The 26,824-nt window shown below is 68.5% G+C and carries 27 protein-coding genes; 16 read left to right on the top strand and 11 right to left on the bottom strand.

Annotated features, from left to right (window positions below; all coding sequences use genetic code 11):
* Positions 1-4: 4 nt before the first annotated feature.
* Complete coding sequence (locus IFE19_RS02160; protein WP_207825293.1) at positions 5-2,308, bottom strand: TonB-dependent receptor; 2,304 nt, start codon at positions 2,306-2,308, stop codon at positions 5-7.
* Between the two features lie 128 nt (positions 2,309-2,436).
* The gene (locus IFE19_RS02155; protein WP_207825291.1) at positions 2,437-3,648 is read right to left on the bottom strand and encodes an NAD(P)/FAD-dependent oxidoreductase; all 1,212 of its coding nucleotides are present in this window, start codon (positions 3,646-3,648) and stop codon (positions 2,437-2,439) included.
* A gap of 208 nt (positions 3,649-3,856) precedes the next feature.
* On the opposite strand from IFE19_RS02155, the gene IFE19_RS02150 reads away from it, so the two are divergent.
* From IFE19_RS02150 to glk, 12 genes are all read left to right on the top strand, one after another.
* Positions 3,857-4,153 carry a YerC/YecD family TrpR-related protein gene (locus IFE19_RS02150; RefSeq protein WP_207825290.1) on the top strand — a complete coding sequence of 99 codons (297 nt, stop codon included), beginning with the start codon at positions 3,857-3,859 and terminating at the stop codon, positions 4,151-4,153.
* Positions 4,154-4,162: 9 nt separating this feature from the next.
* The gene (gene hisG / locus IFE19_RS02145) at positions 4,163-5,044 is read left to right on the top strand and encodes an ATP phosphoribosyltransferase (protein ID WP_207825289.1); all 882 of its coding nucleotides are present in this window, start codon (positions 4,163-4,165) and stop codon (positions 5,042-5,044) included.
* Complete coding sequence (gene hisD, locus IFE19_RS02140; protein WP_207825288.1) at positions 5,044-6,351, top strand: histidinol dehydrogenase; 1,308 nt, start codon at positions 5,044-5,046, stop codon at positions 6,349-6,351. Before hisG ends, hisD begins: the two co-directional genes overlap by 1 nt.
* Positions 6,348-7,781 carry an imidazoleglycerol-phosphate dehydratase HisB gene (gene hisB, locus IFE19_RS02135; protein ID WP_207825287.1) on the top strand — a complete coding sequence of 478 codons (1,434 nt, stop codon included), beginning with the start codon at positions 6,348-6,350 and terminating at the stop codon, positions 7,779-7,781. The genes hisD and hisB overlap by 4 nt, the downstream gene beginning before the upstream one ends.
* Positions 7,782-7,933: 152 nt before the next feature.
* A complete protein-coding gene (gene hisH / locus IFE19_RS02130) occupies positions 7,934-8,536 on the top strand; it encodes an imidazole glycerol phosphate synthase subunit HisH (RefSeq protein ID WP_207825286.1) in 603 nt (200 codons plus the stop codon).
* Positions 8,533-9,267 (top strand): 1-(5-phosphoribosyl)-5-[(5-phosphoribosylamino)methylideneamino]imidazole-4-carboxamide isomerase, encoded by a 735-nt coding sequence (gene hisA, locus IFE19_RS02125; protein WP_207825285.1) that lies wholly within the window; start codon positions 8,533-8,535, stop codon positions 9,265-9,267. The genes hisH and hisA overlap by 4 nt, the downstream gene beginning before the upstream one ends.
* On the top strand, positions 9,264-10,031 hold the full coding sequence (hisF, locus tag IFE19_RS02120; protein WP_207825283.1) for an imidazole glycerol phosphate synthase subunit HisF: 768 nt from the start codon (positions 9,264-9,266) through the stop codon (positions 10,029-10,031). Before hisA ends, hisF begins: the two co-directional genes overlap by 4 nt.
* Positions 10,032-10,179: 148 nt before the next feature.
* Positions 10,180-10,818 carry a bifunctional phosphoribosyl-AMP cyclohydrolase/phosphoribosyl-ATP diphosphatase HisIE gene (gene hisIE, locus IFE19_RS02115; protein WP_207825281.1) on the top strand — a complete coding sequence of 213 codons (639 nt, stop codon included), beginning with the start codon at positions 10,180-10,182 and terminating at the stop codon, positions 10,816-10,818.
* A 49-nt stretch (positions 10,819-10,867) separates the two neighbouring features.
* The gene (zwf, locus tag IFE19_RS02110; protein ID WP_207825279.1) at positions 10,868-12,328 is read left to right on the top strand and encodes a glucose-6-phosphate dehydrogenase; all 1,461 of its coding nucleotides are present in this window, start codon (positions 10,868-10,870) and stop codon (positions 12,326-12,328) included.
* Complete coding sequence (gene pgl / locus IFE19_RS02105; protein WP_207825278.1) at positions 12,321-13,034, top strand: 6-phosphogluconolactonase; 714 nt, start codon at positions 12,321-12,323, stop codon at positions 13,032-13,034. The genes zwf and pgl overlap by 8 nt, the downstream gene beginning before the upstream one ends.
* Positions 13,034-14,923, top strand: a complete 1,890-nt coding sequence (gene edd / locus IFE19_RS02100; protein ID WP_207825276.1) for a phosphogluconate dehydratase — start codon at positions 13,034-13,036, stop codon at positions 14,921-14,923. Before pgl ends, edd begins: the two co-directional genes overlap by 1 nt.
* A gap of 29 nt (positions 14,924-14,952) precedes the next feature.
* Entirely contained in the window at positions 14,953-15,921 is a 969-nt protein-coding gene (glk, locus tag IFE19_RS02095) for a glucokinase (protein ID WP_207825274.1), read from the top strand.
* Positions 15,922-15,942: 21 nt separating this feature from the next.
* Here glk and IFE19_RS02090 read toward each other — a convergent pair whose 3' ends face one another.
* The 5 genes from IFE19_RS02090 to IFE19_RS02070 form a co-directional block, all read right to left on the bottom strand.
* Positions 15,943-16,332 carry a hypothetical protein gene (locus tag IFE19_RS02090; protein ID WP_207825272.1) on the bottom strand — a complete coding sequence of 130 codons (390 nt, stop codon included), beginning with the start codon at positions 16,330-16,332 and terminating at the stop codon, positions 15,943-15,945.
* A complete protein-coding gene (gene hmgA, locus IFE19_RS02085) occupies positions 16,329-17,624 on the bottom strand; it encodes a homogentisate 1,2-dioxygenase (protein ID WP_207825270.1) in 1,296 nt (431 codons plus the stop codon). Before hmgA ends, IFE19_RS02090 begins: the two co-directional genes overlap by 4 nt.
* A gap of 204 nt (positions 17,625-17,828) precedes the next feature.
* Complete coding sequence (locus IFE19_RS17490; protein WP_225910351.1) at positions 17,829-18,035, bottom strand: endonuclease domain-containing protein; 207 nt, start codon at positions 18,033-18,035, stop codon at positions 17,829-17,831.
* 159 nt (positions 18,036-18,194) lie between these two features.
* Entirely contained in the window at positions 18,195-19,313 is a 1,119-nt protein-coding gene (locus IFE19_RS02075; protein ID WP_207825269.1) for an acyl-CoA dehydrogenase family protein, read from the bottom strand.
* A gap of 129 nt (positions 19,314-19,442) precedes the next feature.
* The gene (locus IFE19_RS02070) at positions 19,443-20,627 is read right to left on the bottom strand and encodes an acyl-CoA dehydrogenase family protein (RefSeq protein ID WP_207825268.1); all 1,185 of its coding nucleotides are present in this window, start codon (positions 20,625-20,627) and stop codon (positions 19,443-19,445) included.
* Between the two features lie 130 nt (positions 20,628-20,757).
* Between IFE19_RS02070 and IFE19_RS02065 the strand changes: the two genes are divergently transcribed.
* Positions 20,758-21,282: a GNAT family acetyltransferase gene (locus tag IFE19_RS02065; protein WP_207825267.1), complete on the top strand. Its 525-nt coding sequence runs from the start codon at positions 20,758-20,760 to the stop codon at positions 21,280-21,282.
* Here IFE19_RS02065 and IFE19_RS02060 read toward each other — a convergent pair.
* Positions 21,266-22,195: a 2-hydroxyacid dehydrogenase gene (locus IFE19_RS02060; RefSeq protein WP_207825266.1), complete on the bottom strand. Its 930-nt coding sequence runs from the start codon at positions 22,193-22,195 to the stop codon at positions 21,266-21,268. The two genes, IFE19_RS02065 and IFE19_RS02060, sit on opposite strands and share 17 nt — an antisense overlap.
* On the bottom strand, positions 22,192-22,449 hold the full coding sequence (locus tag IFE19_RS02055) for an Lrp/AsnC ligand binding domain-containing protein (protein WP_040347054.1): 258 nt from the start codon (positions 22,447-22,449) through the stop codon (positions 22,192-22,194). Before IFE19_RS02055 ends, IFE19_RS02060 begins: the two co-directional genes overlap by 4 nt.
* A gap of 48 nt (positions 22,450-22,497) precedes the next feature.
* Here IFE19_RS02055 and IFE19_RS02050 point away from each other — a divergent pair, with 48 nt between their 5' ends.
* Positions 22,498-23,328 carry an alpha/beta hydrolase gene (locus IFE19_RS02050; protein ID WP_207825265.1) on the top strand — a complete coding sequence of 277 codons (831 nt, stop codon included), beginning with the start codon at positions 22,498-22,500 and terminating at the stop codon, positions 23,326-23,328.
* Between the two features lie 89 nt (positions 23,329-23,417).
* Entirely contained in the window at positions 23,418-24,092 is a 675-nt protein-coding gene (locus IFE19_RS02045; protein ID WP_207825264.1) for a bifunctional 4-hydroxy-2-oxoglutarate aldolase/2-dehydro-3-deoxy-phosphogluconate aldolase, read from the top strand.
* 223 nt (positions 24,093-24,315) lie between these two features.
* Here IFE19_RS02045 and ppa read toward each other — a convergent pair whose 3' ends face one another.
* Positions 24,316-24,873, bottom strand: coding sequence for an inorganic diphosphatase (gene ppa / locus IFE19_RS02040; protein WP_087140482.1), 558 nt, complete (start codon positions 24,871-24,873; stop codon positions 24,316-24,318).
* 140 nt (positions 24,874-25,013) lie between these two features.
* On the opposite strand from ppa, the gene IFE19_RS02035 reads away from it, so the two are divergent.
* Positions 25,014-25,700, top strand: coding sequence for a DUF599 domain-containing protein (locus tag IFE19_RS02035; protein WP_207825263.1), 687 nt, complete (start codon positions 25,014-25,016; stop codon positions 25,698-25,700).
* Positions 25,701-25,951: 251 nt separating this feature from the next.
* Here the strand turns inward: IFE19_RS02035 and IFE19_RS02030 are convergent, their stop codons facing one another.
* On the bottom strand, positions 25,952-26,788 hold the full coding sequence (locus IFE19_RS02030) for an N-formylglutamate amidohydrolase (RefSeq protein WP_207825261.1): 837 nt from the start codon (positions 26,786-26,788) through the stop codon (positions 25,952-25,954).
* Positions 26,789-26,824 lie beyond the last annotated feature (36 nt).

Raw genomic sequence — 26,824 nt, 5'->3', positions numbered from 1 at the left:
TCTCTTAGTAGCGGAGGTTCAGCGTCAGGATGGCCGAACGGCCCGGCGCCACGTCGGCGTGGTGAACGCCGTTGGTGCGCATGATGTATTCCTCGTCGCCCACGTTCTGGACATTGAGTTGCAACGCGGCGCGGTCGTTGAGGTCATAGGAAGCGAACAGGTCCACGCGGGTATAGTCCGGCGCGTAGATGCGGTTGGCGCCGCCGCCGGCGCCACCCTGATTGCCGCCCCAGGATTTCCCGACGTAATAGACGCCGCCGCCGAGGCTGAGTTTGGGCATGACGCGGTAGGTGGTGAACAGGCTGGCGGTATGTTCCGGCGTATTGGCCAGTTGCTGGCCTTCGATCGGGTTGCGCGTGGCCACCGGCGGCGTGCCGGAGACGATGACGGCGGCCCGCGTCAGTTCGGAATCCATCCAGGTGTAGCCGCCGAAGACCTGCCACTTGCTGGTGATGTTGCCGGAGATGCCGAGCTCCAGCCCATTCACCTCGGCCTCGCCGGCCTGTTCATACTTGCCTGGCTCGATCAGAATCTGGGCGTCCTTGCGGGTCAGGTGGAACAGGGCGCCGCTGAGGGCCAGACGGTCGCCGAACAGGTTGGCCTTGGCCCCGATCTCGAAGCTTTGCGTCTCTTCCGGGTCCAGCAATTCGGTGGCCAGATTGCCCGTCCCCAGGCCGCTGCCGTTGTTCTGGTCGCCGGCCGAAATGGTCGGCGGCGTCGAGGAGGTGGCGTAGGAGGCGTAGATGCTGCTGTTGGTCGTCGGCTTGTAGACCAGGCCGACCTGATAGTTGACGAAGTCCCAGTCGCCGCTACGCGGCGTCAGGGTCGGAACGGCGGGCGTGCCGACATTGACCCAATCCGCGCCTTCGACCGAATAGTCATCCCAGCGCAGACCGAGGTTCAGGATCCACTTCTCGCCGAACGCCATCGAGTCGAAGGCGTAGACGCCGATGCTGTCGGTCGTGTTGTGGCTGACGTTTCCGCGCGTGATCGTGCCGGTCCAGGGATCGTTCGGGTTCGGGTTATAGACCTGGGTGCAATCCAGGCCCGTCAGCGGCGCCGGGCAGGCCGTACCCGTCAGGGTGGTCACATTGTAGCCGGCGTTGCGGTTCTTCTCGCGCGACAGCTCCAGACCAACATCAAAGTTATGCTTGATGGCGCCGGTCAAGAAGGAACCGTGCAGATCCGTGACGTTGGCCAGGGTTTCGGCCGGGTTCCAGCGCGACTTCAGACCACGCTTCATCCACCAGACGCCGCCGATGTTCTGGGCCGTGCCGCCGTCGCCGGGGTTGGTGACGATGTAGTCGTTCAGCGTCTGCGAGTAGCGGGTGACGTTGCGCAGGGCGAGCGCATCGCTGAAGCGGTGTTCGATATCCAGGGTCAGGGTATCGACCGTATTGTTCAGATAGTCGCGCGCCTTGAGGCCGTAGAAGCTGTCATAGGGCACGTCGAGAACGCCCGAGGCGTCCGGGCGCGGCCCGTTGGCGCCGGCCAGCTTGGTGTAGAGCGGGATGCCGTAGTCGGGCATCTGATCGCTGTCGAGGTGATAGTAGCTGGCGGTCACCGTCGTCGGCGTGCCGAGGCCGGCGGCGATGGCCGCGCCCATGCCCCACTTGTCGAAATCGACCGAGTCGCGACCGGCGACGTCGCCCTGCCCGACCATGAGATTCAAGCGCATGGCCGCGGTCGAGCTGACCTGCCAGTTGGCGTCCACCGTGCCGCGCACATAGTTGTCAGTGCCGGCGCCGACCGAGCCGTGGACGAAGTTCTGCAGGCGCGGGGCCTTGGAGCCCAGGTTGATGCTGCCGCCGCCCGAGCCGCGGCCCGAATAGACCGAGTCCGGTCCCTTGATGACTTCGACCTGCTCGAGGTTGAAGACTTCACGCTGCTGGCCGCCGGTGTCGCGGATGCCGTCAACGAAGATGTTGTTGCCCGAGGCCTGGCCGCGGATGAAGGGGCGGTCGGCCAGGGGTTGTCCACCTTCCCCGGCGCCGAAGGTGATGCCCGGCGAGGTGCGCAGGATGTCCTGCAGCGAGGTGGCGGCGGTCTGCTCGATGATCTGTTGCGGGATCACGGTGACGGAACGCGGCGTGTCGACCAGGGGGGCGACGAAGGTCGGGTCCTTGGGTTCGCGCTTGGCGCGCTGGCCATGCACGTCGACGGCGCTCAGGGTGGTGGCGTCCTGCGTGATGTCCGCCGTGGCGATCGGGGCTTCGTCAGCGGCCATGGCGGGCACGGCGCACAGCATGCCGGCGGCGCTGGAGGCGAACAAAAGCGCCTTGAGGGCGGAGGAACGAGCGTCGGACATGGGGAGGAACCAGTCGGTTAGTTTTGAGACCGGCTCGCAATATCAGTTTTTCCGCCTGCGACAATCTGACTCCTGCGACTAAATCGCAATTGCGGCAGGGATGTCACACTGACGCCATCACCGCGCCCTCAGGCCGGTTTCGCCACCGCCTTCATCGACATCGCGGGATCGGCCAGCAGGACCGCGTCCACCGGCGTCGCCTTGCCGATCAGCAGGCGCCCGCCCATGAATTCGGCCGGGGCGTTGACCGCCTCGACGCAGAGGATGCGATCGCCGTTCAGATGGAAGACGGCGAAGGCGCCGCTGGCCGGATCGCCGCGCACGACCTGACGGTCGGCGTCAAAGGGCAGGCCGGCGATCTGCAACTTGACGTCGTACTGGTCCGACCAGAACCACGGCACCTCGGGCGCGGGCGCGGCGCGGCCGACGATGGCGGCGGCGGCCTGCTTGGCCTGTTCCAGGGCGTTGGGTACGCTTTCCAGCCGGTGCATGCGCCCGCCGTGGACAGGAATGGGCCGGTGGGTCACGTCGCCGATGGCGTAGATGGAAGGATCGCTGGTGCGCGCCGCCTCGTCCACGACCACGCCATTCTCACAGGCCAGACCGGCTGTCCGCGCCAGAACCTCGCGTGCCAGGGCGCCGACGCCGACCAGGATGGCGTCGGCCGTGATCAGGCCGCCGTCAGCCAGACGCACGCCGCCGTCCTCGAAGCCCGAGACCTCGGCGCTGGTCAGGATTTCGACGCCGTGGCGACGATGCAGATCGGTGAAGAAGATCGACAGAGTTTCCGACGCCACACGCGCCAGCACCCGGTCCATGCGCTCGATCACCACGGCCTCGGCGCCGAGGGCGCGGGCCGAAGCCGCCGCCTCCAGCCCGACATAGCCGCCGCCGACGACGGCCAGCCGCTTGCCGGGAGACAGCGCGGCCTTCAGACGCTCGGCGTCCTCAAGCGTACGCAGTTCCAGAAGGTCGGAGCGATCAGCCCCGGGGATGGCCAGGCGACGCGCCGTAGAGCCGGCGGCCAGAATCAGCACGTCGTAGGGTTCGACCGTCCCGTCGGCGAAAGTGACGGATTTCGCGGCTGCGTCGATAGCCGTGGCGGTGACGCCGGTGCGCAGGTCGATCTTCTGCTCGGCGTAGAAGCTCTCGGGGCGCAGCAGCAGGTCCTCAAGACCCGCCTCGCCCTTGAGCCAGGCCTTGGACAGGGGCGGCCGCTGATAGGGCGCCGCCGCCTCCTCGCCCGCCAGGACGATTTCGCCCTCAAAGCCATACTGCCTCAGCAGCGCCGCCGCCGAGCCCCCCGCGTGTCCCGCGCCGATGATCAGAACCTTGGTCATGGCAACGCAGATAGAGACGTCCAGGGCGAAGCGCCATCGCCTTTCCTCCCCATTCATGGGGAGGGGGACCACGATAGTGGTGGAGGGGGCGGCGCAATCGGCCGACGCCGGGCGCCCCCTCCGTCACGTCGGCTTCGCCGCCGCGCCACCTGCCCATCGCTGCGCGACAGGGAGGAAAGCCGGTTGACCGTTCCATTGTTACAGCATAATGGAACGCGCCATGAGCACCGACGCCGCCAAGACCGCCCTGCTGGACGCCCTGCTTTCGCTGCAGACGCGGGCGGAGGCCGACGCCTTTCTGTCGGACCTGTGCACCCCCGCCGAGCTGCGCGCCTTCGCCGAGCGGTGGCAGGTGGCGCGGCTGCTGGACGGCGGGGACAAGACCTATCGCGAGATCGCGGTGGAGGCCTCGGCCAGCCCGACAACCGTGGTGCGCGTCGCGCGTTCCCTCAAAGACATGCCGCACCAGGGCTATCGCCTGGTGCTGGACAGACTGAAAGCCTGAGTTGAGATCATGAGCACCGTGCAGGGGCGGCTACGCATCGCCGTCCAGAAATCCGGCCGCCTGGCCGAACGCAGCCTCGACCTGGTCCGCGACGCGGGCCTGCGGGTCGTCAAGGGCAACAACGAACTACTGTACCGGATCGAGAACTATCCGATCGACCTGCTGCGGGTGCGCGACGACGACATCCCGACCTTTGTGGCGGACGGAGTCTGCGACCTCGGCATCGTCGGCGAGAACGTGCTGGAGGAGGTCAGGAACGGCGGGCCGAACGCCGAGGTGGTCATGCCGCTGGGCTTTGGCCGCTGCACCCTGAAGATCGCCGTGCCGCCGACGCTCGACTATGCCGGGCCGCAGTCGCTGGACGGGCTGCGCATCGCCACCTCCTACCCCAAGATCCTGCGCCGCTTCCTCAACGACCGCGACGTGCGCGCCGACATCGTCACCATGCGCGGCGCGGTCGAGGTGGCCCCGCGGCTGAAGCTGGCCTCGGCCATCTGTGATCTGGTTTCGACCGGGGCGACGCTGGAGGCCAACGGCCTGATGGCCAAGGAGACGGTGCTGGACAGTCAGGCGGTGCTGATCAAGTCACCGAGCGCGCCGGAAACCGGGCTGCAACACCTGCTGGACTCCATCATCGAGCGGATGGCCGGCGTCGTGTCCTCGCAGGGGGCCAAGTACGTCATGCTGAACGCCCCGCGCTCGGCGCTGGATCAGATCACCGCCATCCTGCCAGGCGCCGGCTCGCCTACCGTCATGCCCCTGTCGGGCCGCGACGACGCCGTGGCCGTCCACGCCGTCTGTCAGGAAGCCGTCTTCTGGGAGACGTTGGAGAAGCTGAAGGCGGCGGGGGCTTCGGCCATCCTGGTCCTGCCAATCGAGAAGATGATGTGATGAAGCGTATCGACTGGAACAAGCTGGACGCCGCCGGGCGTCAGGCGGCGCTGGCCCGCCCGCAGCAACGCACCGAGGGCTTCGTCACCAGCGTGGTGCGCGAAATCTTCGACGACGTGCAAGCGCGCGGCGGACAGGCCGTGACCGACTGGGCCATCAAGCTGGACGGCGCCGCGCCGCGCCGGGTGGAGATCACCGAGAAGGCCGCCGCCGAAGCGCGCGCCGACCTGCCCCCCGCCGCCGCCCGCGCCCTGCGGGTAGCCGCCGACAATGTGCGGGTCTTCCACGCCGCGACCCGGCCCGAGGACTCCGCCTTCATCGAGACCACGCCGGGCGTGAAGTCGAAACTGGTCTGGCGGCCCATCGGCTCGGCCGGTCTCTATGTCCCCGGCGGCACGGCGCCGCTGTTTTCGTCCCTGCTGATGCTGGCCATTCCGGCGAGCGTGGCCGGAGTCGGACGGCGCGTGGCCGTCACCCCACCGTCGAAGGACGGCTCGGTCCACCCGGCCATGATCGTCGCCGCCGCCGAGGCGGGTCTGGACGAGCTGTGGCTGCTGGGCGGGGCGCAGGCCATTGCGGCCCTGACCTTCGGCGTCGAGCTGGAGGCGGGCGTGATCGAACCGGTCGACAAGCTGTTCGGCCCCGGCAACGCCTATGTGGCCGAGGCCAAGCGCTATGCGTCCAGCCTGCCGAACGGGCCTGCGCAGGACATGCCGGCGGGGCCGTCGGAACTGCTGGTCATCGCCGACCGCGACGCCGACTTCGAGATCGTCGCCGCCGACCTGTTGAGCCAGGCCGAGCACGACGCCGACGCGCAGGTCATTCTGGTGTCCGACAGCGGCACGGCCCTGACCGAGATCAGGGCCGAGGTGGAGCGTCAGGTGGAGACCCTGCCCCGCGCCGCGATCGCCCGCGCCTCGCTGGAGCAGGCCCGCGCTATCCGCGTGGCCGACATGGCCGAGGCCTGCTTCGTGGCCAACCTCTACGGCCCTGAACACCTGTCGATTCAGGCCGAGGAGGCCGAGCGGCTGGTGGAGCGGATCACCGCCGCCGGGGCGGTCTTCGTGGGGCAATGGGCGGCCGAGACGCTGGGCGACTACGCCGCCGGGCCCAGCCACGTCCTGCCGACCGACGGCGGGGCGCGGACCCTGGGCGGCGTCACCACCGCCAGCTTCATGACCACCATGTCGGTGCAGATGGTGACGCAAGCCGGCGCCGCCGCCCTCGCCCCCGTCGCCGCCCGTCTGGCGCGAATGGAGGGGCTGGAGGCCCACGCGCGGGCCGCCGATCTGAGGACCGAAGCGTGACCCTGCCCGCCCCCTATCCCCCGCTGGTGTCGGGCGGCGAGGGTCTGGACCGCTATCCGGCCGACCCGACCGCGTTGGGCGCCCGTCTGGCCGAGCTTTACGGCGTCGCCGCCGATCAGGTGCTGCCGGTGCGCGGCCTGACGCACGGGCTGGAACTGGTCTGGCGTCTGGCCGCCCGCGACGGACTGAAGGTGCAAGCGCCGGAGGCCGAGCCCTATCTGGGACTGGCGGCGCTTTACGCCCGTCCGGCCGAAGGGGTCGAGGTCGCCGCCGTGGTCATCCGCGCCCTGGGCTCGCCCGAGGCGGTGGCTGAAATGGCGGAGCGCGTCGCCCCCGCCCTGCTGGTGGTGGACGAGGGCCTGGTCGAGTTCGCCGAGGCGGCGTCAGCGGCGACGGTCGCGAAAGACCACGCCAACCTGATCGTCCTGCGCAGCCTGTCGCTGGCCTATGGTCTGGCCGGGGCGCGGGTCGGGGCGGCGGTGGCGCAATTGCAGACGCTGGCGCGGCTGGCGAGCGTGCTGGAGCCCTACGCCCTGCCCGAGGTCTCGGTGCGGCTGGCGCTACAGGCGCTGGACCCGTCACGGATGATTGAAACCACCGAGCGCATCGACGGGGTGCGGCGCGAGCGCGCCCGCGTGGTGGAGGCCTTGTCGCGGTTGATGCCGCTGGAGGCCGGGGTCGGGCCGGTGATCATCGCCCGGCCCTCCGATCCGGCCGCCGTCATCGCCGACCTGCGCCGTTTCGGCCTGAGCGCTGATGAAGCCGGCGAACGGGTGCGCTTGCCCGTCTCGCTGAAGCCCGAGGTCAACGACCGCCTGCTGGTGGCCCTGGGCGCCGCCGCCCCCAAGGTCCGCCGCACCCGCGTCGGACAGGCCGTGCGCGACACCAAGGAAACCCGCATCGTCTGCGCCGTCGATCTGGACAGCGCCGGGCCGGTGACGATCGCCACCGGGGTCGGCTTCTTCGACCACATGATCGAACAGGTGGCGGCGCACGGCGGATTCTCCATCCGCCTGTCGTGCGAAGGCGACCTGCACACCGACCCGCACCACACCATCGAGGACTGCGCGATTGCCCTGGGGCAGGCGCTGAAGCAGGCGCTGGGCGAGCGAAAGGGCATCGCCCGCTACGGCTTCGTCCTGCCGATGGACGAGGCCAATGCGGCGGTCTCCATCGACCTCTCGGGACGGCCCTATCCGGTGTTCGAGGGGACGTTCGCCACCCCCTTCATCGGCGACTATCGCACCGACCTGACGGCCCACGTCATCCGGTCGCTGGCCGAGAGCCTGGGCGCGGCCATCCACGTCCGCGTCACCGGCGACGACGACCACCACAAGACCGAGGCCGTGTTCAAGGCCCTGGGCCGCGCCCTGCTTCAGGCCATCCGGGTCCAGGGCGATGTCGTGCCGAGCACCAAGGGGGTGCTGTGATGAGCGTTCCGTTTCCGCTCATCCCCGCGGAGGCGGGGACCCAGTCCTTTGGCCTCACGCGCGACAGCGACCGTCTCGACCGCATTGAAGCCAAGGGCGGCGTGCGTGGCTCTCACTGGGTCCCCGCCTCCGCGGGGATGGGCGGTGAATAGATGAGCAGCGTCACCCTGATCGGTTACGGCGCGGGCAATGTCGCCTCGGTGCGGTTCGCGCTGGAGCGGCTGGGCGCGCGGGTGCGGATCACCGCCGATCCCGCCGATCTGATTGATGCCGAGCGGGTCATCCTGCCCGGCGTCGGGGCGGCGGGCTATGCCATGCAGCGGCTGAACGCCCTGGGTCTGGTCGAGCCGTTGCGACGGTTCCAGCGTCCGCTGCTGGGCGTCTGCCTGGGCCAGCAGTTGCTGTTCGAGACCAGCGCCGAAGATGGGGGCGCCGACCTGCTGGGTCTGATCCCCGGTCGGGTCGAGGCCATCGCGCCCGCTCCGTCTCGCCCCTCGCCGCACATGGGCTGGAGCCGGCTGACCATCCGTCGTCCCGATCCGTTGCTGGAGGGGATCAAGGATGGCGACTGGGCCTATTTCGTCCATGGCTTCGTCTGCCCCGACGGCCCAACGACCCTCGCCGCCGCCGACTACGGCGTCCCTGTCCCCGCCGTGGTCAACATGGGCAACCGCTGGGGCTGCCAGTTCCACCCGGAACGGTCCGCCGCTGCGGGCGCGCGTATCCTGAAGAACTTCCTCGAGTTGCCCGCATGATCGTCTATCCCGCCATCGACCTGAAGGACGGCGTCTGCGTGCGGCTGATGCACGGGCGGTTCGATCAGGTGACCCGCTATGACGAGGTCCCGGCCGCGCGTCTGGCGGCCTTCGCGGCTGAGGGGGCCGACTGGGTCCACGTCGTCGATCTGGACGGCGCCGAGGCCGGGCGCGCCATGCAGCACGGCCTGATCGGCGAGCTGGCGGGGTCCGTCGCGGTCAAAATCCAGTCGGGCGGCGGCGTGCGGTCCGAGGCCGATGTCGAGCGTCTGCTGGAGGCGGGCGTCAGCCGCGTCGTGGTCGGGTCGCTGGCTGTGACGAAGTCCGACGAGGTGCTGGCCTGGCTGGATCGGTTCGGGTCGGAGCGCATCACCCTGGCGCTGGACGTGAAATATGAGGACGGGGTTCCGGTGCCGGCGCTGAAGGGCTGGACCCAGTCGGCGGGGGTCGATCTGTGGAGCGTGCTGGCGCGCTATCCGTCCGACCTGCTGACCCATGTGCTGATGACCGACGTGGGCCGAGACGGCGCCCTGACCGGGCCCAATCTCGACCTGCTGGGCGAAGCCCTGGCGCGTCGGCCCGAACTGAAGATCCAGGCCTCGGGCGGGGTGGCGTCGCTGGCCGACCTGACCGCCGCGCGCGATCTGGGCTGCGACGGGGCCATCGTCGGGCGGGCCATCTATGAGGGCCGATTCACCGTGGCTGAGGCGCTGAAGGCCGTGGCGTCATGACGGCGAGACGCATTATCCCCTGCCTGGACGTCAAGGACGGACGAGTGGTCAAGGGCGTGCGGTTCGAGGGTCACGTCGACATGGGCGACGCCGCCGAACTGGCCGCGCGCTATCGCGATGCGGGCGCCGACGAACTGGTCTTCTACGACATCACCGCCAGCCCGCAGGGGCGGACGCTGGACTATGGCTGGGTTCAGGACATCGCCCGGCTGCTGGACATCCCCTTCTGCGTCGCGGGCGGCATTCGCACGGTGGAGCAGGCGGCGCGCTGTCTGGACCACGGGGCCGACAAGGTGTCGATCAACTCCCCTGCGCTGGAACGCCCCGAACTGATCGGCGAGATGGCCGCGCGGCTGGGGCGGCAGTGCGTCGTCGTCGGCGTCGACAGCGCCTTTCAGGACGGCGAATGGCGAGTGCACAAATACACCGGCGATCCCGACGCCCGGCGCGGCGCGGGCAGGCTGACCATGGACTGGATCGTCGAGGCGCAAAGCCTCGGCGCCGGGGAGATCGTGCTGAACTGCATCGATCAGGACGGGGTGCGGCGCGGCTATGACATCGCCCAACTGGCCGAGGCGCGGCGGCGGCTGACCATTCCCCTGGTGGCGTCCGGCGGGGCCGGGGCGGTCGAGCATTTCCGCGATGTGTTCCTTGAAGCGGACGTGTCGGGGGCCCTGGCCGCCAGTGTCTTTCACTCGGGCGCGATCGCGATCCCCGATCTCAAACGTTACCTGGACACGCAAGGCGTGGAGGTGAGGATATGACCTCCTTTTTCCCGCTCATCCCCGCGGAGGCGGGGACCCAGTGCTTTGGCGACGAACGCCACGCCTTGGGTTTCGCGAACAAGGCCGCCGTCCGTCAGATGGCTCAAACCTGGGTCCCCGCCTCCGCGGGGATGAGCGGATCAAACGCATGACCCTCGCCAACACCCTCGACATTTCCAAGATCGACTTCGCCAAGGGCGACGGCCTGATCCCCGCCGTGGTGCAGGACGCCGACACCCTGCAGGTGCTGACCCTGGCCTATATGGACGAGGCGGCGCTGCGCGAGACGCTGGACAGCGGCCAAGCCACCTTCTTCTCGCGCTCGCGCGGCGGGCGGTGGCGCAAGGGCGAGACCTCGGGCGACTTCCTCAATGTCGTCTCGGTAACGCCCGACTGCGACGGCGACGCCGTGGTGGTAAAGGTCCGCCCGGTCGGCAACGCCTGTCACCTGAACCGCGTCAGCTGCTTCGGCGACGAGGACGCGCCCGGGCTGGGCCGCATCGGCCGCCTGGAACGCACCATTCAGGTTCGCGCCCAGGCCGATCCCAATGACAGCTGGACCGCGCGCCTGATCGCCCAGGGCCCCAAACGCGCGGCCCAGAAGGTCGGCGAGGAGGGCGTGGAGACGGCTCTGGCGGGCGCGGCGGGCGATGAAGCGGAACTCGCCAGCGAGGCGGCGGATTTGATCTATCACCTGCTCGTCCTTCTCCATGCCCGTAACATGGTGTTTCAGGACGTACTGGTCGTCTTGGCGAAGCGCGCGGAAGCGGCCAAGACCGAAGCCTAGGCCTTGAGGCGAATATCCCGCGCGTCGGGACCAGGGAGGAACGGGACGAATGGCGGCACTGATTCTGTTCGGCGGCGGCGGCGACCTCGCCATGCGGATGCTGTTGCCTTCGCTCTATTTTCTTGACCACGACGGCCTGCTTCCGGACGATCTGAAGATCATCGGCGCCGCCCGTTCGACCGAGAGCGCCGAGGAATATGTCGCCAAGGTCCATGAGGCGGTGAAGGCCCGCGCCGAGGCCGACGGCGGCTGGAGTGACGCCACCTGGGCCCGGATGAAGGCCCGCCTCGACTATCTGGCGGTGGACGCCACCGACCCGGCCAGCCTGGCTCCGCTGAAGGCCAAGTGCGGCGACGGCGAGGTGACCTCCTTCCTCGCGGTGTCGCCCTCGCTCTATGGCCGCATCGTCACGGCGATGAAGGCGGCGAGCCTGGCCGAGAAGAACTGCCGCATCGTGCTGGAGAAACCGGTCGGGCGTGATCTGGAGAGCTTCCTCGAAATCGACGACGCCGTGGCCCATGCCTTCGACGAGCGTCAGGTCTTCCGCATCGACCACTACCTGGGCAAGGAGACGGTGCAGAACCTGATCGCGCTTCGCTTTGGCAACACCATCTTCGAGCCGCTGTGGAACAATCTGACGGTTGATCACGTCCAGATCACGGTCGGCGAGACGGTCGGGGTCGGCGACCGCTGGCCCTATTACGACGAATACGGCGCCCTCAGGGATATGTTGCAGAACCACATGCTGCAGCTGCTGTGTCTGGTGGCGATGGAGCCGCCCAGCGACCTCGACCCGGACTCGGTGCGCAACGAGAAGGTCAAGGTGCTGCGCTCCTTGCGCCCCATCACCCTGGAAGAAGCCGAGCGCGTCACCGTGCGCGGTCAGTATGTGGCCGGGTCCAGCGAGGGCAAGCCGGCCAAGGCCTATCAGGAGGAACGCGGTCAGGCCTCGGACACCGAAACCTTCGTCGCCATCCGCGCCGACATCGACAACTGGCGCTGGGCGGGCGTGCCCTTCTTCATGCGGACCGGCAAGCGCCTGCCGGAAAAGCGCACCGAGATCGTCATCCAGTTCAAGCCGGTGCCTCACTCGATCTTCGACCACGGCGACCGGGGTGCGATCGAAGCCAACCGTCTGGTCATCGAACTGCAGCCCGAGGAAGACATCTCGCTGTCGGTGATGAACAAGAAGCCGGGGCTGGATCAGCGCATGCAGCTGCAGCCGATCAAGATGAGCCTGTCCTGGGGCGTTAACGGCAAGGACGCGGCCCCGCCGCGCCGCCGCATCGCCTACGAGCGGCTGCTGCTGGACGCCATGCATGGCGACAGCACCCTCTTCGTGCGCCGCGACGAGGCCGAGCAGGCGTGGAAGTGGGTCGACGAGGTGTCCGAGGCCTGGTCGGGCGCGAACTTCAGACCGCTGGACTATGCAGCGGGAACCTGGGGACCGGAGGCGGCGGACCTGCTGCTGTCGCGGACCGGGCGCAAGTGGAACACGCGCGATGAGTAGTCCCGCCATCGAAACCTTCCCCGACGCCGCCGCCTGGGCCGAGGCCGCCGCCGCGCGATTGGCCGAAGCCCTGACCGAGGGCGTCGCCGCCCAGGGCCGCGCGGTCTTCGCCGGCGCGGGCGGATCGACCCCCTCGCCCGTCTATGCGCGGTTGGCGCAAGCCGATCTGGATTGGTCGAAGGTCACGGCGACCCTGGTGGACGAACGCTATGTACCCGAGACCTCGCCGGACTCGAACGCGGCCCTGATGAAGCGGACCCTGCTGACCGGCCCCGCCGCCGCCGCGCGCTTCCTGCCGCTCTATGCGCCCTCGGTCACCGTGGACCGCGCCGCCGCCGAGGCGTCGAAGGCGCTGGCGACTGACGACGCGCGTCTGGACGCCGTCCTGCTGGGCATGGGCGAGGACGGGCATATCTGTTCCATGTTCCCCGAAAGCCCGACACTGAAGACCCTGCTGACGCCGAACCTGAAGCCCGCCGTCTATGGCGTGCCGCCGGGCCGGGACGGGATGGCCCCGCCGCAGGAACGCCTGTCGATCAACCTGCCCTATCTGATTTCCGCCCGCCGCGTGGTCCTGGCCCTGACCGGCGCGAAGAAGCGCGCCGTGTTCGAACGCGAGGCGGCGGGCGATCCGCGCATCCACCCCATCGCCGCAATGATCGCGGCCAAGGTTCCCCTCGAAGTGCTTTGGACGGAGGCTGTCTGATGGCGCTCAATCCTGTGGTGGCGGAAGTCACCGCCCGCATCACCGAACGCAGCAAGGCGACCCGCGCCGACTATCTGCGCCGCATGGACGCCGCCCGCGACAGCGGCGCCGGACGGGCCAAGCTGAGCTGCGCCAACTGGGCGCATGCGTTTGCCGGCCAGACCATCGCCGACAAGCTGACGGCCATGGACGGGTCCAAGCCCAATGTCGGCGTGGTCACCGCCTACAACGACATGCTGTCGGCGCATCAGCCGTTCGAGCGCTTCCCCAACGTGATCCGCAAGGCGGTGCGTGAGGTCGGCGCCACGGCCCAGGTGGCCGGCGGAACCCCGGCCATGTGCGACGGCGTCACCCAAGGCCGCCCAGGCATGGAGCTGTCGCTGTTCAGTCGTGACGCCATCGCCATGGCGACGGGCGTGGCCCTGACCCACGACGCCTTTGACGCCGCCATGATGCTCGGCGTCTGCGACAAGATCGTGCCGGGTCTGTTCATGGGGGCCCTGGCGTTCGGGCACCTGCCGGTCGTCTTCGCGCCAGCGGGGCCGATGCCGTCGGGCATTCCCAACGCCGAAAAGGCCCGTGTCCGCGCCGAATACGCGCAAGGCCTGGTGGATCGCACCACCCTGCTGGCCAGCGAGATCGGCAGCTATCACTCGCCCGGCACCTGCACCTTCTACGGCACGGCCAACTCCAACCAGATGATGATGGAGCTGGGCGGGCTGCATCTGCCCTCGACCGCCTTCGTCCATCCGGAGACGGGTCTGCGCGACGCCTTGACCGCCGCCGCCGCCAAGCGCGCCGTCGAACTGGCCCGCTCGGGCGAGAGCCGCATGGCCGACGTCATCAGCGAGAAGTCGATCGTCAACATGATCGTGGCCCTGCTGGCCACCGGCGGATCGACCAACCATGCCATCCATCTGGTCGCCATGGCGCGGGCGGCCGGGGTGCTGATCGACTGGACCGACATGGACCAGCTGTCTTCGGTGACGCCGCTGCTTGCGCGGGTCTATCCCAACGGCTCGGCCGACGTGAACGCCTTCCAGGCTGCAGGCGGCGTGGCCTTTGTGGCGCGTGAGCTGGCGCAGGCGGGCAATATCCACACCGACGTCGTGACCGTCATGGGTCAGGGCATCGAGGCCTATTTCCAGGAGCCGTCGCTGATCGACGGGGAACTGGTCTGGCGCGACGGCGTGTCGGAAAGTCTGGACCGCGACATTCTGCGCCCCGCCTCCGATCCCTTCGACCGCGAGGGCGGTTTGCGGCTGGTGCAAGGCGACCTGGGCCGGGCGGTGATCAAGATCTCCGCGGTCAAGCCCGAGAACCGCATCGTCGAGGCCCCCGCCGCCGTGTTCGAGACCCAGGAAGACGCCTTGCAGGCCTTCAAGGACGGCAAGCTGAACCGCGACGTGGTGTTGGTGCTGCGCTTCCAGGGCCCGAAGGCCAACGGCATGCCGGAACTGCACTCCCTGTCGCCGGCGCTCAGCGTCTTGCAGGACAAGGGCTTCAAGGTCGCCTTCGTCACCGACGGCCGCATGTCGGGCGCCAGCGGCAAGACCCCCGCCGCCATCCACGTCTCGCCCGAGGCCCTGGCCGGCGGCCCTCTGGCCCATGTGCGCGACGGCGACATCATCCGTCTGGACGCCGAGGCCGGGGTGCTGACCACGGTAGGCGTGGCCGATCTGACCGCGCGCCCCCTGGCCGTCCGTTCGACCGCCAACGCCGAGGGCGCGTCCTGGGGCTATGGCCGCGAACTGTTCGGGGCCTTCCGCCATGTGGTGACGACAGCCGAGCAGGGCGCGACCGTCTGCTTCGCCGTGCCCGCCGGGGTCGGCGGCCATACAGACACCCCGCCCAACCCCAACTTCGTCGACCGGACGGTGGACGCCTGATCCGCCCAACCGAGCGCAGGAAACGACCCATGAATGACAAGATCCTCCTCGTCGGCGACGTCGGCGGCACCAACGCCCGCTTCGCCCTGACCCGCATGGTCGACGGCCGCCCGGTTCTGGAGCACCATGAGAGCTTCCCGGCCTCGGAGCACCCCACCTTCCTCGGCGGGGTGAAGGCCTTCCTCGACGGCTGCGACATCAAGCCGACCGGCGGCGTCATCGCCGTGGCCGGACCGGTGACGGACGGCGAGATCGACCTGACCAACTCGCCGTGGCGGGTGTCGGAAGGCGAGCTTCAGACCCTGGGCCTGAACCCCGTCAAGCTGATCAACGACTTCGAGGCCCTGGCCTGGGGCGCGCCCATCGTGCCGGAGGACCAGCTGGCCTCGCTGGGCGGACCCGTGGACGGCGACCCGCACGCCACGGTGGCGGTGCTGGGCCCCGGCACCGGCTTCGGCGTCTCGGCCCTGGTGCGCGACGCCCACGGCAAGGAGATGGCCATGCCCAGCGAGGGCGGTCACGCCTGTTTCCCGCCCGGCGATCCGGTCGAGGACGAGATCCTGCGTATCCTGCGCCGACGCTATGATCGGGTGTCGATCGAGCGCCTGATCTGCGGGCCGGGCCTGCTGAACATGCACCGCGCCCTGGCCGAGATCGACGGGCGCGAGACGCACATCGAGGATCCCGCCGAGATCACCGAGACGGCGATGAAGGACCCCAACAGCCCGTGCGGCGCCACCCTGGCCCGCTTCTGCGCCATCCTGGGCGCCGTGGCCGGGGACATCGCCCTGACCACCGGGGCGCGCGGCGGGGTCTATATCGCCGGCGGTATCGCCCCGCGTATCCTGCCCTTCCTCAAGGCCAGCCCCTTCCGCACCCGCTTCGAGCGCAAGGGCCGGTTCCAGCCCTATATGCAGGCCATCCCGACCAAGGTGATCCTGCACAAGCAGGCCGCCCTGCTGGGCGCCGCGCGGGTGGCGTTCAACGAGGCGGGCTGACGCCCGCCTCGCGTCTTCATCTCAGTCGATGCAGAGGGTGGCCTCGGCCTTGCCGTCCTTGACGGTGGTGCGGCAGCCGAAGCGGTTGCTGTCGGCCTGACATTGACCGACCGCGCGGGCGCCCGGCGCGACGCCGCTGTTGCCCGCGATCTCGCACTGGCCTTCGCATTGCGAGGCGTCGGTGCAGCGCTTGCCCGCGTCGGCGTAGTTGACCACGCACTGCCAGGTCTGCGCCCGTCCGACCTGCTGCATCTGCCCGCCCCGCGACGAGCAGGACGAGGTGCTGATGCTCATGGTCGGCGGCGGCTCGGGGGCCTCGGCGGGCGTCGGGACCACCGGTTCAGGCGCCGGGGCCGGCGAACAGGCGGCCAGGGCAAGGCCCGCCGCCAGCAGAACAGCTTTCAGCTTCATCCGACCTTTCCTTTTTCAAACCCGGTCCAGCAGTCGTCGTAGTCGAGCTGCATCAGCGGCGTCTTCTCGGCCCAGGCCGTGGTGCGGATGGGCATCCGGGTCTCGAACATGAAGGCCAGGGTGTTCTCGATCTTCATCGGCTTGAGATCGGCCTGGGTCGCGCCGTTCCAGCTGGCCTGATCCGGGCCGTGACCGCTCATGCGGTTGTGGAGACTGGCGCCGCCGGGGGCGAAGCCGCCCGCCTTGGCGTCGTATTCGCCAAAGATCAGCCCCATGAACTCGCTCATGACGTTGCGATGGAACCACGGCGGACGGAAGGTGTTCTCGGCCACCATCCAGCGCGGCGGGAAGATGACGAAGTCGCAGTTGGCCGTGCCGGGCGTGTCCGACGGGCTCGTCAGAACGGTGAAGATCGACGGGTCCGGGTGGTCGAAGCTGACCGTACCGATGGTGTTGAACCGCGCCGTGTCATAGCGATAGGGGGCGTAGTTGCCGTGCCAGCCGACCACGTCCAGCGGGCTGTGATCGAAGGTCGTGGCCCACAGCAGGCCGCCGTATTTCTGAACGCACTCGGTCGGGCGATCCACGTCCTCGAACCAGGCGACCGGGGTTTCGAAGTCGCGCGGATTGGCCAGGCCGTTGGAGCCGATGGGGCCGAGGTCCGGCAGACGGAAGGGCGAACCGTAGTTCTCGCAAACATAGCCGCGGACTTCTCCATCGACTTCCACACGGAAGCGCACGCCGCGCGGGATGACGACGACGTGGCCCGGCCCCGCCTCGATCACCCCCATCTCGGTGACGAAGCGCTGCGCCCCCTGCTGCGGCACGATCAGCAGCTCGCCGTCGGCGGAATAGAAGACGCGATCGACCATCGAGCGGTTGGCGACATAGAGGTGGACGCCCACGCCCACGCCGGAATCGGCGTCGCCGTTGCCGCCATAGGTGGTCAGGCCCTCGACCCAGTCGGTCGGCTGATCCGGCATGGTCAAGGGGTCCCAACGCATGCGGTTGGGATTGGGCGGGGTCTCGGTGAAGGGGCCGGAGCGCACGCGGCCCTGCGCGAAGGGCTGATAGGGCCCATGCTGGGCCGAGGGCCGCAGACGATAGAGCCAGCTGCGCAGATTATGGTCGCGCGGGGCGGTGAAGGCGGCGCCCGACAGCTGCTCGGCATAGAGGCCCAGGGCCGGGCGCTGCGGCGAGTTGCGGCCCACCGGCAGGGCGCCCTCCACGGCCTCGGTGGCGAAATGGTTGGCGAAGCCGGTCTGATAGGCGGGCGCGTTGGATCGCGTCATATGGTTTCTCCCTTGCGGGAGGTTTAGCCGGGCGAGACCGATGCGTCACCCCGGCCCGGCTCAGCTTTGCCCTGGATCAAACCCATCATCCTTCTCCCCTTGAGGGAGAAGGTGGCTCGCGCAGCGAGACGGATGAGGGGTGTGAGCGGCACCGTTGAATATGTTCGCGTATCGCCTCGAACACGAGGTTCGGGTTCCTCAGGATCATCGCGTTGTCGAAGCGCAAACCGTATAGCCCGCCTCGGCCAGCCAGGCGTCACGGTTCGCATCCGCTTCCTCGCGCAGACGATGGACACCCCCGTCAGCCTCGATGACCAGCTTCAGCGCATGACAGGCGAAGTCGGCGACGTAGGGGCCGATGAGGACCTGCCGTCGGAACTTGATGCCGTGCAGTCGTCGGTCGCGGAGCAACCCGCCAGAGTTCTGTCTCGGTGTCGGTCATCGCCCCGCGTGATCGGCGGGCGAAGGCGCGGTTTCGGTCGGACGGTTTCTCCATGGCGAGCCCCTGCGCTGACACCCCTCATCCGACCTGCTCCGCAGGCCACCTTCTCCCTCAAGGGGAGAAGGAATTTAGAACCCCTGCGCCTGCGCCAGTCGTTCGGCGTGGAAGCCCGCGTCGCCCAGCAGTTCGTTCAGGACGCGGACGCGCTTCATGAACAGGCCGACGTCGAACTCGTCGGTCATGCCGACGCCGCCGTGCATCTGGACCGCCTCCTGCACCGCCAGTTCGGCGACGCGGCCGGCCTTGGCCTTGGCGATCCCGGCGGCCTGCTCGGCGTCGGGGCGGCCCGCGTCGATGGCTTGAAGGGCAGCCAGGGTCGCGGCCTTGGCCAGTTCCAGCTCGGTGAACAGGTGGGCGGCGCGGTGCTGCAGGGCCTGGAACTCGCCGATCAGCTTGCCGAACTGCTTGCGGGTGCGCAGGTATTCCAGCGTCACCTTGAAAGCCTGATCCCCCGCCCCGACCAGAGAGGCGGCGGCGCAGGCGCGGCCCAGAACCAGGGCGGCGTCCAGCGGCCCCTGCCCCTCGCCCACGGCGCCGATGACGGCGTCAGCGTCCACAACCACGTCGGTCAGGGTGACGCGGGCGGCGTTGTGGGCGTCGACCATGACGGTGCGTTCGACGGCGACGCCGGGCGTCTGCGGATTGATCAGGAAGAGGGTCAGGCCGTCATCTGTCTGCGCGGCGACAATCAGGGCGTCGGCGACGTGGCCGTCCAGGACGAAGCCCTTGGCGCCGTTCAGTCTGAAGCCGTTGCCGGACCGTTCGGCGCGCGTGGCGATCTTGGCGGGGGCGTGCTTGGGGCCTTCATCGACGGCGAGGCTGAGGATGGCCTCGCCCGCGGCGATCCTGCCCAGCCAGGCCTTCTGCGTCTCTGATCCCGCCGCCTTCAGCACGCTTGCCGCCAGCACCGACGAGCCCATGAAGGGCGAGGGCGTCAGGGTGCGACCCAGGCTTTCGGCGATGACGCCCGCCTCGACGGCGCCGAGGCCCGAGCCGCCGTCTTCCTCGGGGATGACGACGCCGGCGAAACCCATCTCGCCGAAGGCACGCCACAAGTCGCGCGAGACGCCGTCCGGGTCGCGGCTGTCGCGCAGCTGGCGCAGGTGGGCGATGGGCGCGTGTTCATTCAGGAAGCCGTCAGCGGCGTCCTGAAGCATGGTCTGCTCTTCGGTCAGGATCAGGGGCATCAATCCTACTTTCTCTTCGTCATGCCCGGACTTGATCCGGGCATCGGGCGTTGGGGCGAGCGGGCGGCGTCCGGTCCGGCGCAACCCTCGATCCTCGGGTCAGGCCCGAGGATGACGGCGGGCGTGGCGTCACGCTCCCGGCAGTTGCAGCAGGTGTTTGGCGATGATGTTCAGCTGAATTTCGCTGGTGCCGCCCTCGATGGAGTTGGCCTTGGTGCGCAGCCAGTCGCGGGCGGCCTGGCCTTCCTTCGAGCGGTCGCCCTCCCATTCCAGGGCGTCCGAGCCGCCCGCCGCCATGGCCAGTTCGTGGCGGCGTTTGTTCAGTTCCGAGCCGTAGTATTTCAGCATGGAGGCGATGGCCGGATGGGCCTGCTTGGCCTTCACCTGATCGCCCACCCGCTCCATGGCCAGACGGAAGGCGGCGGCGTCGATATCGTAGTCGGCGATGCGGGCGCGAAGCAGGGGTTCATCCAGACGCCCGGCCTCGTCCACGCCCAAGGCGTCCGTCGCGACCTGGCCCAAGGGACGACCGACGCCGGTGTCGCCCATGGCGCCGATCATGGTCCGCTCGTGGGCCAGCAGGGCCTTGGCCACGTCCCAGCCGCGGTTCAGCGTCCCGATCAGGTTCTCTTTTTCCACCCGGACGTCGTCGAAAAAGGTCTCGCAGAAGGGCGACTTGCCCGAAATCAGGGTGATGGGGCGGGTGCTGACGCCCGGCGTCGCCATGTCGAACAGGACGAAGCTGATGCCCAGATGCTTGGGCGCCTCGGGGTCGGTGCGGACCAGACAGAAGATCCAGTCGGCCTTGTCGGCGTAGGAGGTCCAGACTTTCTGGCCGTTGACGATCCAGTGGTCGCCGCGATCCTCTGCGCGGGTCTGGATCGAGGCGAGGTCGGAGCCGGAACCGGGCTCGGAATAGCCCTGACACCAGCGGATCTCGCCGCGCACAATCGGGGGCAGGAAGCGCTGCTTCTGTTCCTCGGTCCCGAAGGCCAGCAGGGCCGGACCCAGCATCCAGATACCGAAGCTGGCCAGAGGCATCTGCGCCTTGATGCGGCGCATCTCCGAGGCCAGCACCTTGGCCTCTTCACGGGACAACCCGCCGCCGCCGTATTCGCTGGGCCATTCCGGGGCGGTCCAGCCGCGTTCGGCCATGCGGTCCAGCCAGAGCTTGTGCGCGGGCGTCTTGAACACGGCGTTGCGGCCGCCCCAGACATAGTCCTCGTCGCCGTCGCGCGGACCGCGCACCTCCGGCGGGCAGTAGGCCTCCAGCCAGGCGCGCGTCTCGGCGCGGAACGTCTCCAAATCGGCCATCTAGCGTGCCCTTGCTGCGTTTCCCTGAGGCCACGCTAACAGCAATCCGTTGCGATTGGCTACGGTCCCTTGGATGCGGAAACACCTTGGCCGTTGGAGCGTTGGCCCAGGACACGAAAGAGGCCCGTCCATGATTCTTCTGACCCGCATCGTCTTCGGCGGCGCCAGCCTGTTGTTGCTGCTTCTGGCGCTCGGCCTGGTGTTTCTAGGGGTCGACGAAGCCCTGCGCGCCGTGGTCAGTCCGGACCATTCGGGCGTGGACGCCCTGCTGGACGTGCTGGGCTATGTCATCGTCGCCATCGCCGTTTTCGACGTGGCCAAGTACCTGTTCGAGGAAGAGGTCCAGCGCGACAAGGAAAAGCGCAGCGCCGCCGAGGCGCGGCGCAGCCTGACCAAGTTTCTGTCCACCATCGTCATCGCCATCTTCCTGGAGGCCCTGGTCGTGGTGTTCAAGACGGCGCGCGAGGACGTGGCCTTGCTGATCTATCCCACCGCCCTGCTGGTGGCGGCGGTGATCGTGCTGGTGGGCCTGGGCGCCTTTCAGCGCTTCTCGGCAGCGGTGGAGGAAAAGGTCGGGGTCGAGGACGAGGCGGCGGATCGGGCCGACGCCGCCAGGGCGACCCGTCGCAGGAGCGCCGTCAAACCACCGGCGTGATTGCAGGCTGCCCCGACAGCACCGCCAACAGGTTCTCGACCACTAGCCCGGCCATGGCGGCGCGGGTCTCGACCGTGGCCGAGCCGACATGGGGCGTCAGGACGCAGCGCGGATGATCCAGCAGGGCCTGAGGCACGCGGGGCTCATGGGCGAAGACGTCGAGGCCCGCGCCGAACAGGCGATTCTCGGTCAGGGCGGCGATCAGGGCCCCTTCGTCCACCACCCCGCCGCGCGCGATATTGATCAACACGCCGTCGGGGCCGAGGGCCGCCAGCACCTCGGCGTCGACCAGCCGGTCGGTCGTCGGCCCGCCGGGCGTGGCGATGATCAGCACGTCCACGGCCTCGGCCAGCGACCGGGCGCTGTCGTAATAGGCGTAGGGCGCGCCCGCCACCGGACGGCGGCTGTGATAGGCGATCGATCCGCCCAGCGGCTCCAGCCGTCGTGCAATGGCCGCGCCGATGCGGCCCAGGCCAAGGACGCCATAGCGCCGGGCGCTGGCCCGGCGGGTCAGGGGCGCGCGTTCGCCCGCCGCCCAGCGGCCGCTGCGCAGATGATGCTCGACCATCGGCAGGGCCCGCAGAGTGTTCAGCGTCAGGGCCAGGGCCAGATCGGCCACGTCCTCGGTCAGGACGTCGGGGGTATTGGTCACGACCACGCCGCGCGAGCAGGCGTGCTCGACGTCCACCCCGTCATAGCCCACGCCATGAACGGCGATGATCTTCAGGTTCGGCAGGGAATCGATCAGGGCGGCGGAGGCCGGACTGCCGCCAAAGACGACATAGGCGCTCGCCGCCTCGGCCTGTTCCAGGGCGGGGGCGCCATCCAGCGTCTGCAAGCTCAGGCCCGAGGCCCTCAGCGGCGTCAGCAGGCTATCGGGCAGGCCCGGCGCCAGAAGGACCAGTCCGGTCATTTCTTCGACGGCAGGAAGGGCGAGAAGGTGATGACGGTGAAGGTGTCGCGGATGTGCGGGCGGGTCTGGACCTGTTTCGTCACGAACGTGCCGATGTCGGCGTCCTTCGGCAGCTGGAACTTGGCCAGCAGGTCATGCTGACCCGAGGTCGAGTAAACTTCCGACACGTTTTCAACATTGTCGACCAGATCGGCGGCGACGTCGTTGGCGTAGCCCAACTCGCATTTGATGAAGACGAAAATGGCGGTCATCATGGTCGGAACCTCCCGTTCAAGCGGAGGTGCATAGCGGATGGAAACGGCATGGGTAAGGCTCCGGCGACACTGACGGCCCCTCCAGTCGATTACGAGGCGGCGTACAACAATCGGGAACGGGTGCCGGGACACCCGGCCATCCTGAAACGATGGCGAGAAGATTCAGCCCGCGTCATTGACGCCCTGAGGCCGGAAACCCACGAATACGGCCCCGGCGAGCGTCAGAGGATGGAATGGTTCGACGCCGGCGCGGGGTCGCCGACCGCCGTCTTCATCCACGGCGGCTACTGGCAGGCGCTGGACCGGGCCTGGTTCGCCTGGGTGGCGCCGCCCCTGCTGGATCACGGAATCAGCGTGGTCATCCCCGGCTATGACCTGGCCCCGACGGTCAGGGTCGGCGCCATCATCAGCGAGATGCGCCGGGCCACCGAAATGGTGCGCGACCGCACGAGCAAGCGGCCCCTGGTCTTCGGCCATTCGGTCGGCGGGCACATGGCGGCCTGCATGCTGTCCGAAGGGCGGGCGCGGGCGGCATTGGCCATCTCGGGCGTGTTCGACATCGAACCGCTGATCCACACCTCCTTGAACCAGGCGCTGGGGCTGGACGCCATGACGGCGCGGGCCCTGTCGCCCATCCACTGGCCTGCCCCCAACGGCGGGGCGCCGGGCGGACGGACGCTGGACTGCTGGGTCGGCGGAGCGGAAAGCAACGAGTTCATCCGCCAGAGCCGCCACATGGCCGCCGAGTGGGGCGGCAAGGGCGCCGACACCCATGTCGAGGTGCTGGACGGGCTGGATCACTTCACCATGCTGGACCCGCTGGCCGACAAGGACAGCGCCATGGTCCGACGCCTGGTGACGCTGGCGACCGCCGAATAGGCGACCGGTTACCGGGATTGATCGGCGCTCCCTTGACGGGGGCGCCGTGAACCGCCGATCTGCGGGCTGCAAGGCCTGAAGGAGACTCCATGCGACACGACCGCCTCAGCGTGCTGACCGCCCTCGAAACCCAGGGCGTGGTCCCGGTCTTCTATCACGCCGACCCGGAGGTCTGCGCAGAGGTGATCCGCGCCTGCGCTCGCGGCGGGGCCAAGGCCGTCGAGTTCACCAACCGCGGCGACTTCGCCTGGGAGACCTTCACCGCCCTGTCGAAGCAGTTCGCCCAGACCGATCCCGACATCATCATGGGCGTCGGCTCGATCCTGGATGCGCCGACGGCGGCGCTGTACCTGGCGTCCGGCGCGCGCTTCGTCATCAGCCCCTGCCTGGTTCCCGAGGTGGCCCAGATCTGCAACCGCCGTCAGGTCGCCTATTCGCCGGGCTGCGGCTCGGTGCGCGACATCTCGGAGGCGCAGGCCCTGGGCTGCGAGATCGTCAAGCTCTTCCCCGGCGCCTCGGTCGGCGGGCCGGACTTCGTCAAGGCGGTGCTGGGGCCCATGCCCTGGACCAAGATCATGCCGACCGGCGGCGTCGATCCTGACGAGGCCTCGATCGCCAAATGGTTCGGCTCGGGCATCGTGGCGGCGGGAATGGGCTCCAAGCTGATCACCGACGCGGCGATCCAGGCGAAGGACTGGGCCGGGATCGAGACCAAGGTGCGCCAGACAGTCGAGACGATCGCGGCGTTCCGCAACAAAGGCTGACCCTCTTTCCTCCCCACTTTGTGGGGAGGGGGACCGCGTAGCGGTGGAGGGGCTTGCGACGACGGAACCAAGCAGCCCCTCCGTCACGGCGCATATCTGCGCCGCGCCACCTCCCCATGAAATGGGGAGGAGAAAGCCGCACTCACACGGCGAGCGATAGAGCCCAAGAAAAAGGCCCCGCCGGTTCGCCAGCGGGGCCTTCTTATTCAGACTCTGCGTCGCCTCAGGCGGCGACGTCGCCCTTGGCGGCCAGCTTGGCCTGGTGGGCGGCCATGCCGGCGGCGATCAGTTCAGCGGCTTCGCCCGCGTCGCCCCAACCGTTGACCGTGACCGACTTGCCCTTCTCCAGGTCCTTGTAGCGGGTGAAGAAGTGCTCGATCTGCTCGATCAGGATGGCGGGCAGCTGACGGTAGCTGGAGACCTCGGTGTAATAGGGGTTCAGCTTGTCGACCGGCACGGCCAGGATCTTTTCGTCGCCGCCGGCCTCGTCGACCATCTTCAACACGCCGATCGGGCGCGAGCGGATGACGCAGCCCGGCACCACCGGTGTCGGGTTCAGCACGATGACGTCGCAGGGGTCGCCGTCGTCCGACAAAGTGTGCGGCACGAAGCCGTAGTTGCCCGGATAGTACATGGCGGTGTGCAGGAAGCGGTCGACGAACAGGGCGCCGGATTCCTTGTCCATCTCATACTTCACCGGCAGGCCGCCTTGCGGGATCTCGATGATGACGTTGATGTCCCACGGCGCGTTGGGGCCGACCGGGATGGCGTCGATGTTCATGATGCGCTCTTGTTGCAGGTGCGAACGGGGAGATTTGACGCGCGTGATAAGCTTTGCGTCGCCGAACAGCAAGCTTCAGGGCAGGCTTTCTGCGGCGTTCGCCCTTGCTCCCTAGGCCGAACTGAAGGCATCAACAGGGCATGACCCTGATCGACTGGATCGCCCTTTTCCTCTTCTTCACCGCATGGCTCGGCTATGGCCCGCTGCTGAAGCTGATCGCCCGGCGCAGCGGCTCGCTGAACGACGACATGCTGATCGTCCGCGACAGCTGGATGACGGCCATGACCCATCGCGAGATGCGGCTGATCGACAGCCAGCTGATGGGCCATTCGATCAACTCGGCCTCCTTCTTCGCCTCGACCAACCTGCTGCTGATCGCGGCGGTGGCCGGCATCCTGTTCGGCGGCGAGAACGCGCTGAAGGGTTTCGCCGCCGTCGGCGCCGAGGCGGTGCCGATGAAGATCCTCGAGGCCAAGCTGGCCCTGGTTCTGGTCTGCCTGGCGCGCGGTTTTCTCGACTTCATCTGGTCGCTGCGCCAGATGAACTACGCCCTGGCCCTGATCGGCGCCGCCCCCGAAATCCACACCGAGACGGATCGCGTCGCCTACGGCCACGCCGTCGCCCAGGTGCTGAACCCGGCCCTGGGCGGGTTCAGCCAGGGGGTGCGCGGCTACTACTTCGCCCTGGCGGCGGCGGCCTGGCTGTTCGGACCGGTCTGGCTGGCCCTGGGCGTGATCTCGGCTTTCGGATTGCTGGTCTGGCGGCAAGCCGGATCGCCGGCGGCGCGGGCCGTGCGGGCGGCCAGACGGCTGCTGGAGCGCAGTTAGGCCCGACTTTGGTCTTATTGCAGCCGCGAACGATTCGTGTGCATCCGCCCTTTTCCGCCGCGTAACGACGAAACGGATTTACGTAACAGCCTGTGATCACGAGTCAAAAATCGGCGCTTGAAATTTTGTGCGCCGCAACCTAACTTGGCTTTCGACGCCTCCGGGCGTCATGCCCTTCCTGGGCGTTTCCTCCCTATAGACTTTATATGCCGCGCCCCCGGGCGCGGCTTTTTTTTGGTCCGCAGCCAGGATCAGGCGAAGTCTTCGCCCAGCGCCGCGATCACCCGGTTCAGACCTGACTGGCAGCGCGCCCAGCCGACCGAAGGCCCGCCCGCCGTCTCATCCCAGTAAAGCCGCCGGTTCAGCTCGATCTGGATCGCCTCGAAACCCTCGTCCGGCCGCCCCCAGATCTGGGTCGCATAGCCGCCCGCATAGGGTCGGTTCAGCGCCACGCGCCAGCCCATGGCCTCGAACAGGGCCCGTAACCGGCGAGTCAGCCCGGTCGCACAACTGGTTCCGTGACGATCGCCCAGCACCACGTCCGGTCCGTTCGGCCCGGTGGCGCGCGACGGCATGGAGTGCCAGTCGATCAGGACCGCGCGTCCGTGCCGGTCACGCGCTGTCTGCATCAGACCGCCCAGGGCGGCGTGATAGGGAACATGGACGCGCGCCACCCGCTCCCTCGCCTCCTCCAGCGTCAGACCACGGTCGTAGAGCGCCGTCCCGTCCCCGGCGAGCCGCGGCACGACGCCATAGCCGGCCATGGTCTTCGCACCCGGCGGCGGCGCCTCGGGGCAGTTGAGGACCAGGATCGGGTCCAGTTCGTCCGGCGCCCGGTTCAGGTCGACATAGGCCCGCCCGATCCGACCGGCGATCAACACCGCCCCCGCCGCAGCGCCGGCGGCCAGCAATCGATCCACGGCCGCATCCTCGGCGCTGCGCAAGGTCGCCTCCGACAGCCCTTCCGCCGCCCGCATGTCGTCGGGATAGAGCCCGCCCGAATGAGGCGAGGCGAACACCAGCGACGTCGTCCGCCCCGCCAGGGCGGGCGTCAGACTGAAGGTCGCATCGGTCGCCGAAGGGATCATGGCTTGGCCATAGCCTGATTTATCCCCGACCGCGCC

Origin of the sequence: Brevundimonas pondensis, from assembly GCF_017487345.1 — a bacterium.
GTDB lineage: Bacteria > Pseudomonadota > Alphaproteobacteria > Caulobacterales > Caulobacteraceae > Brevundimonas > Brevundimonas pondensis.
Note: the sequence above shows the minus strand (reverse complement) of the source record. Positions and strands in the feature narration are given on the sequence as shown.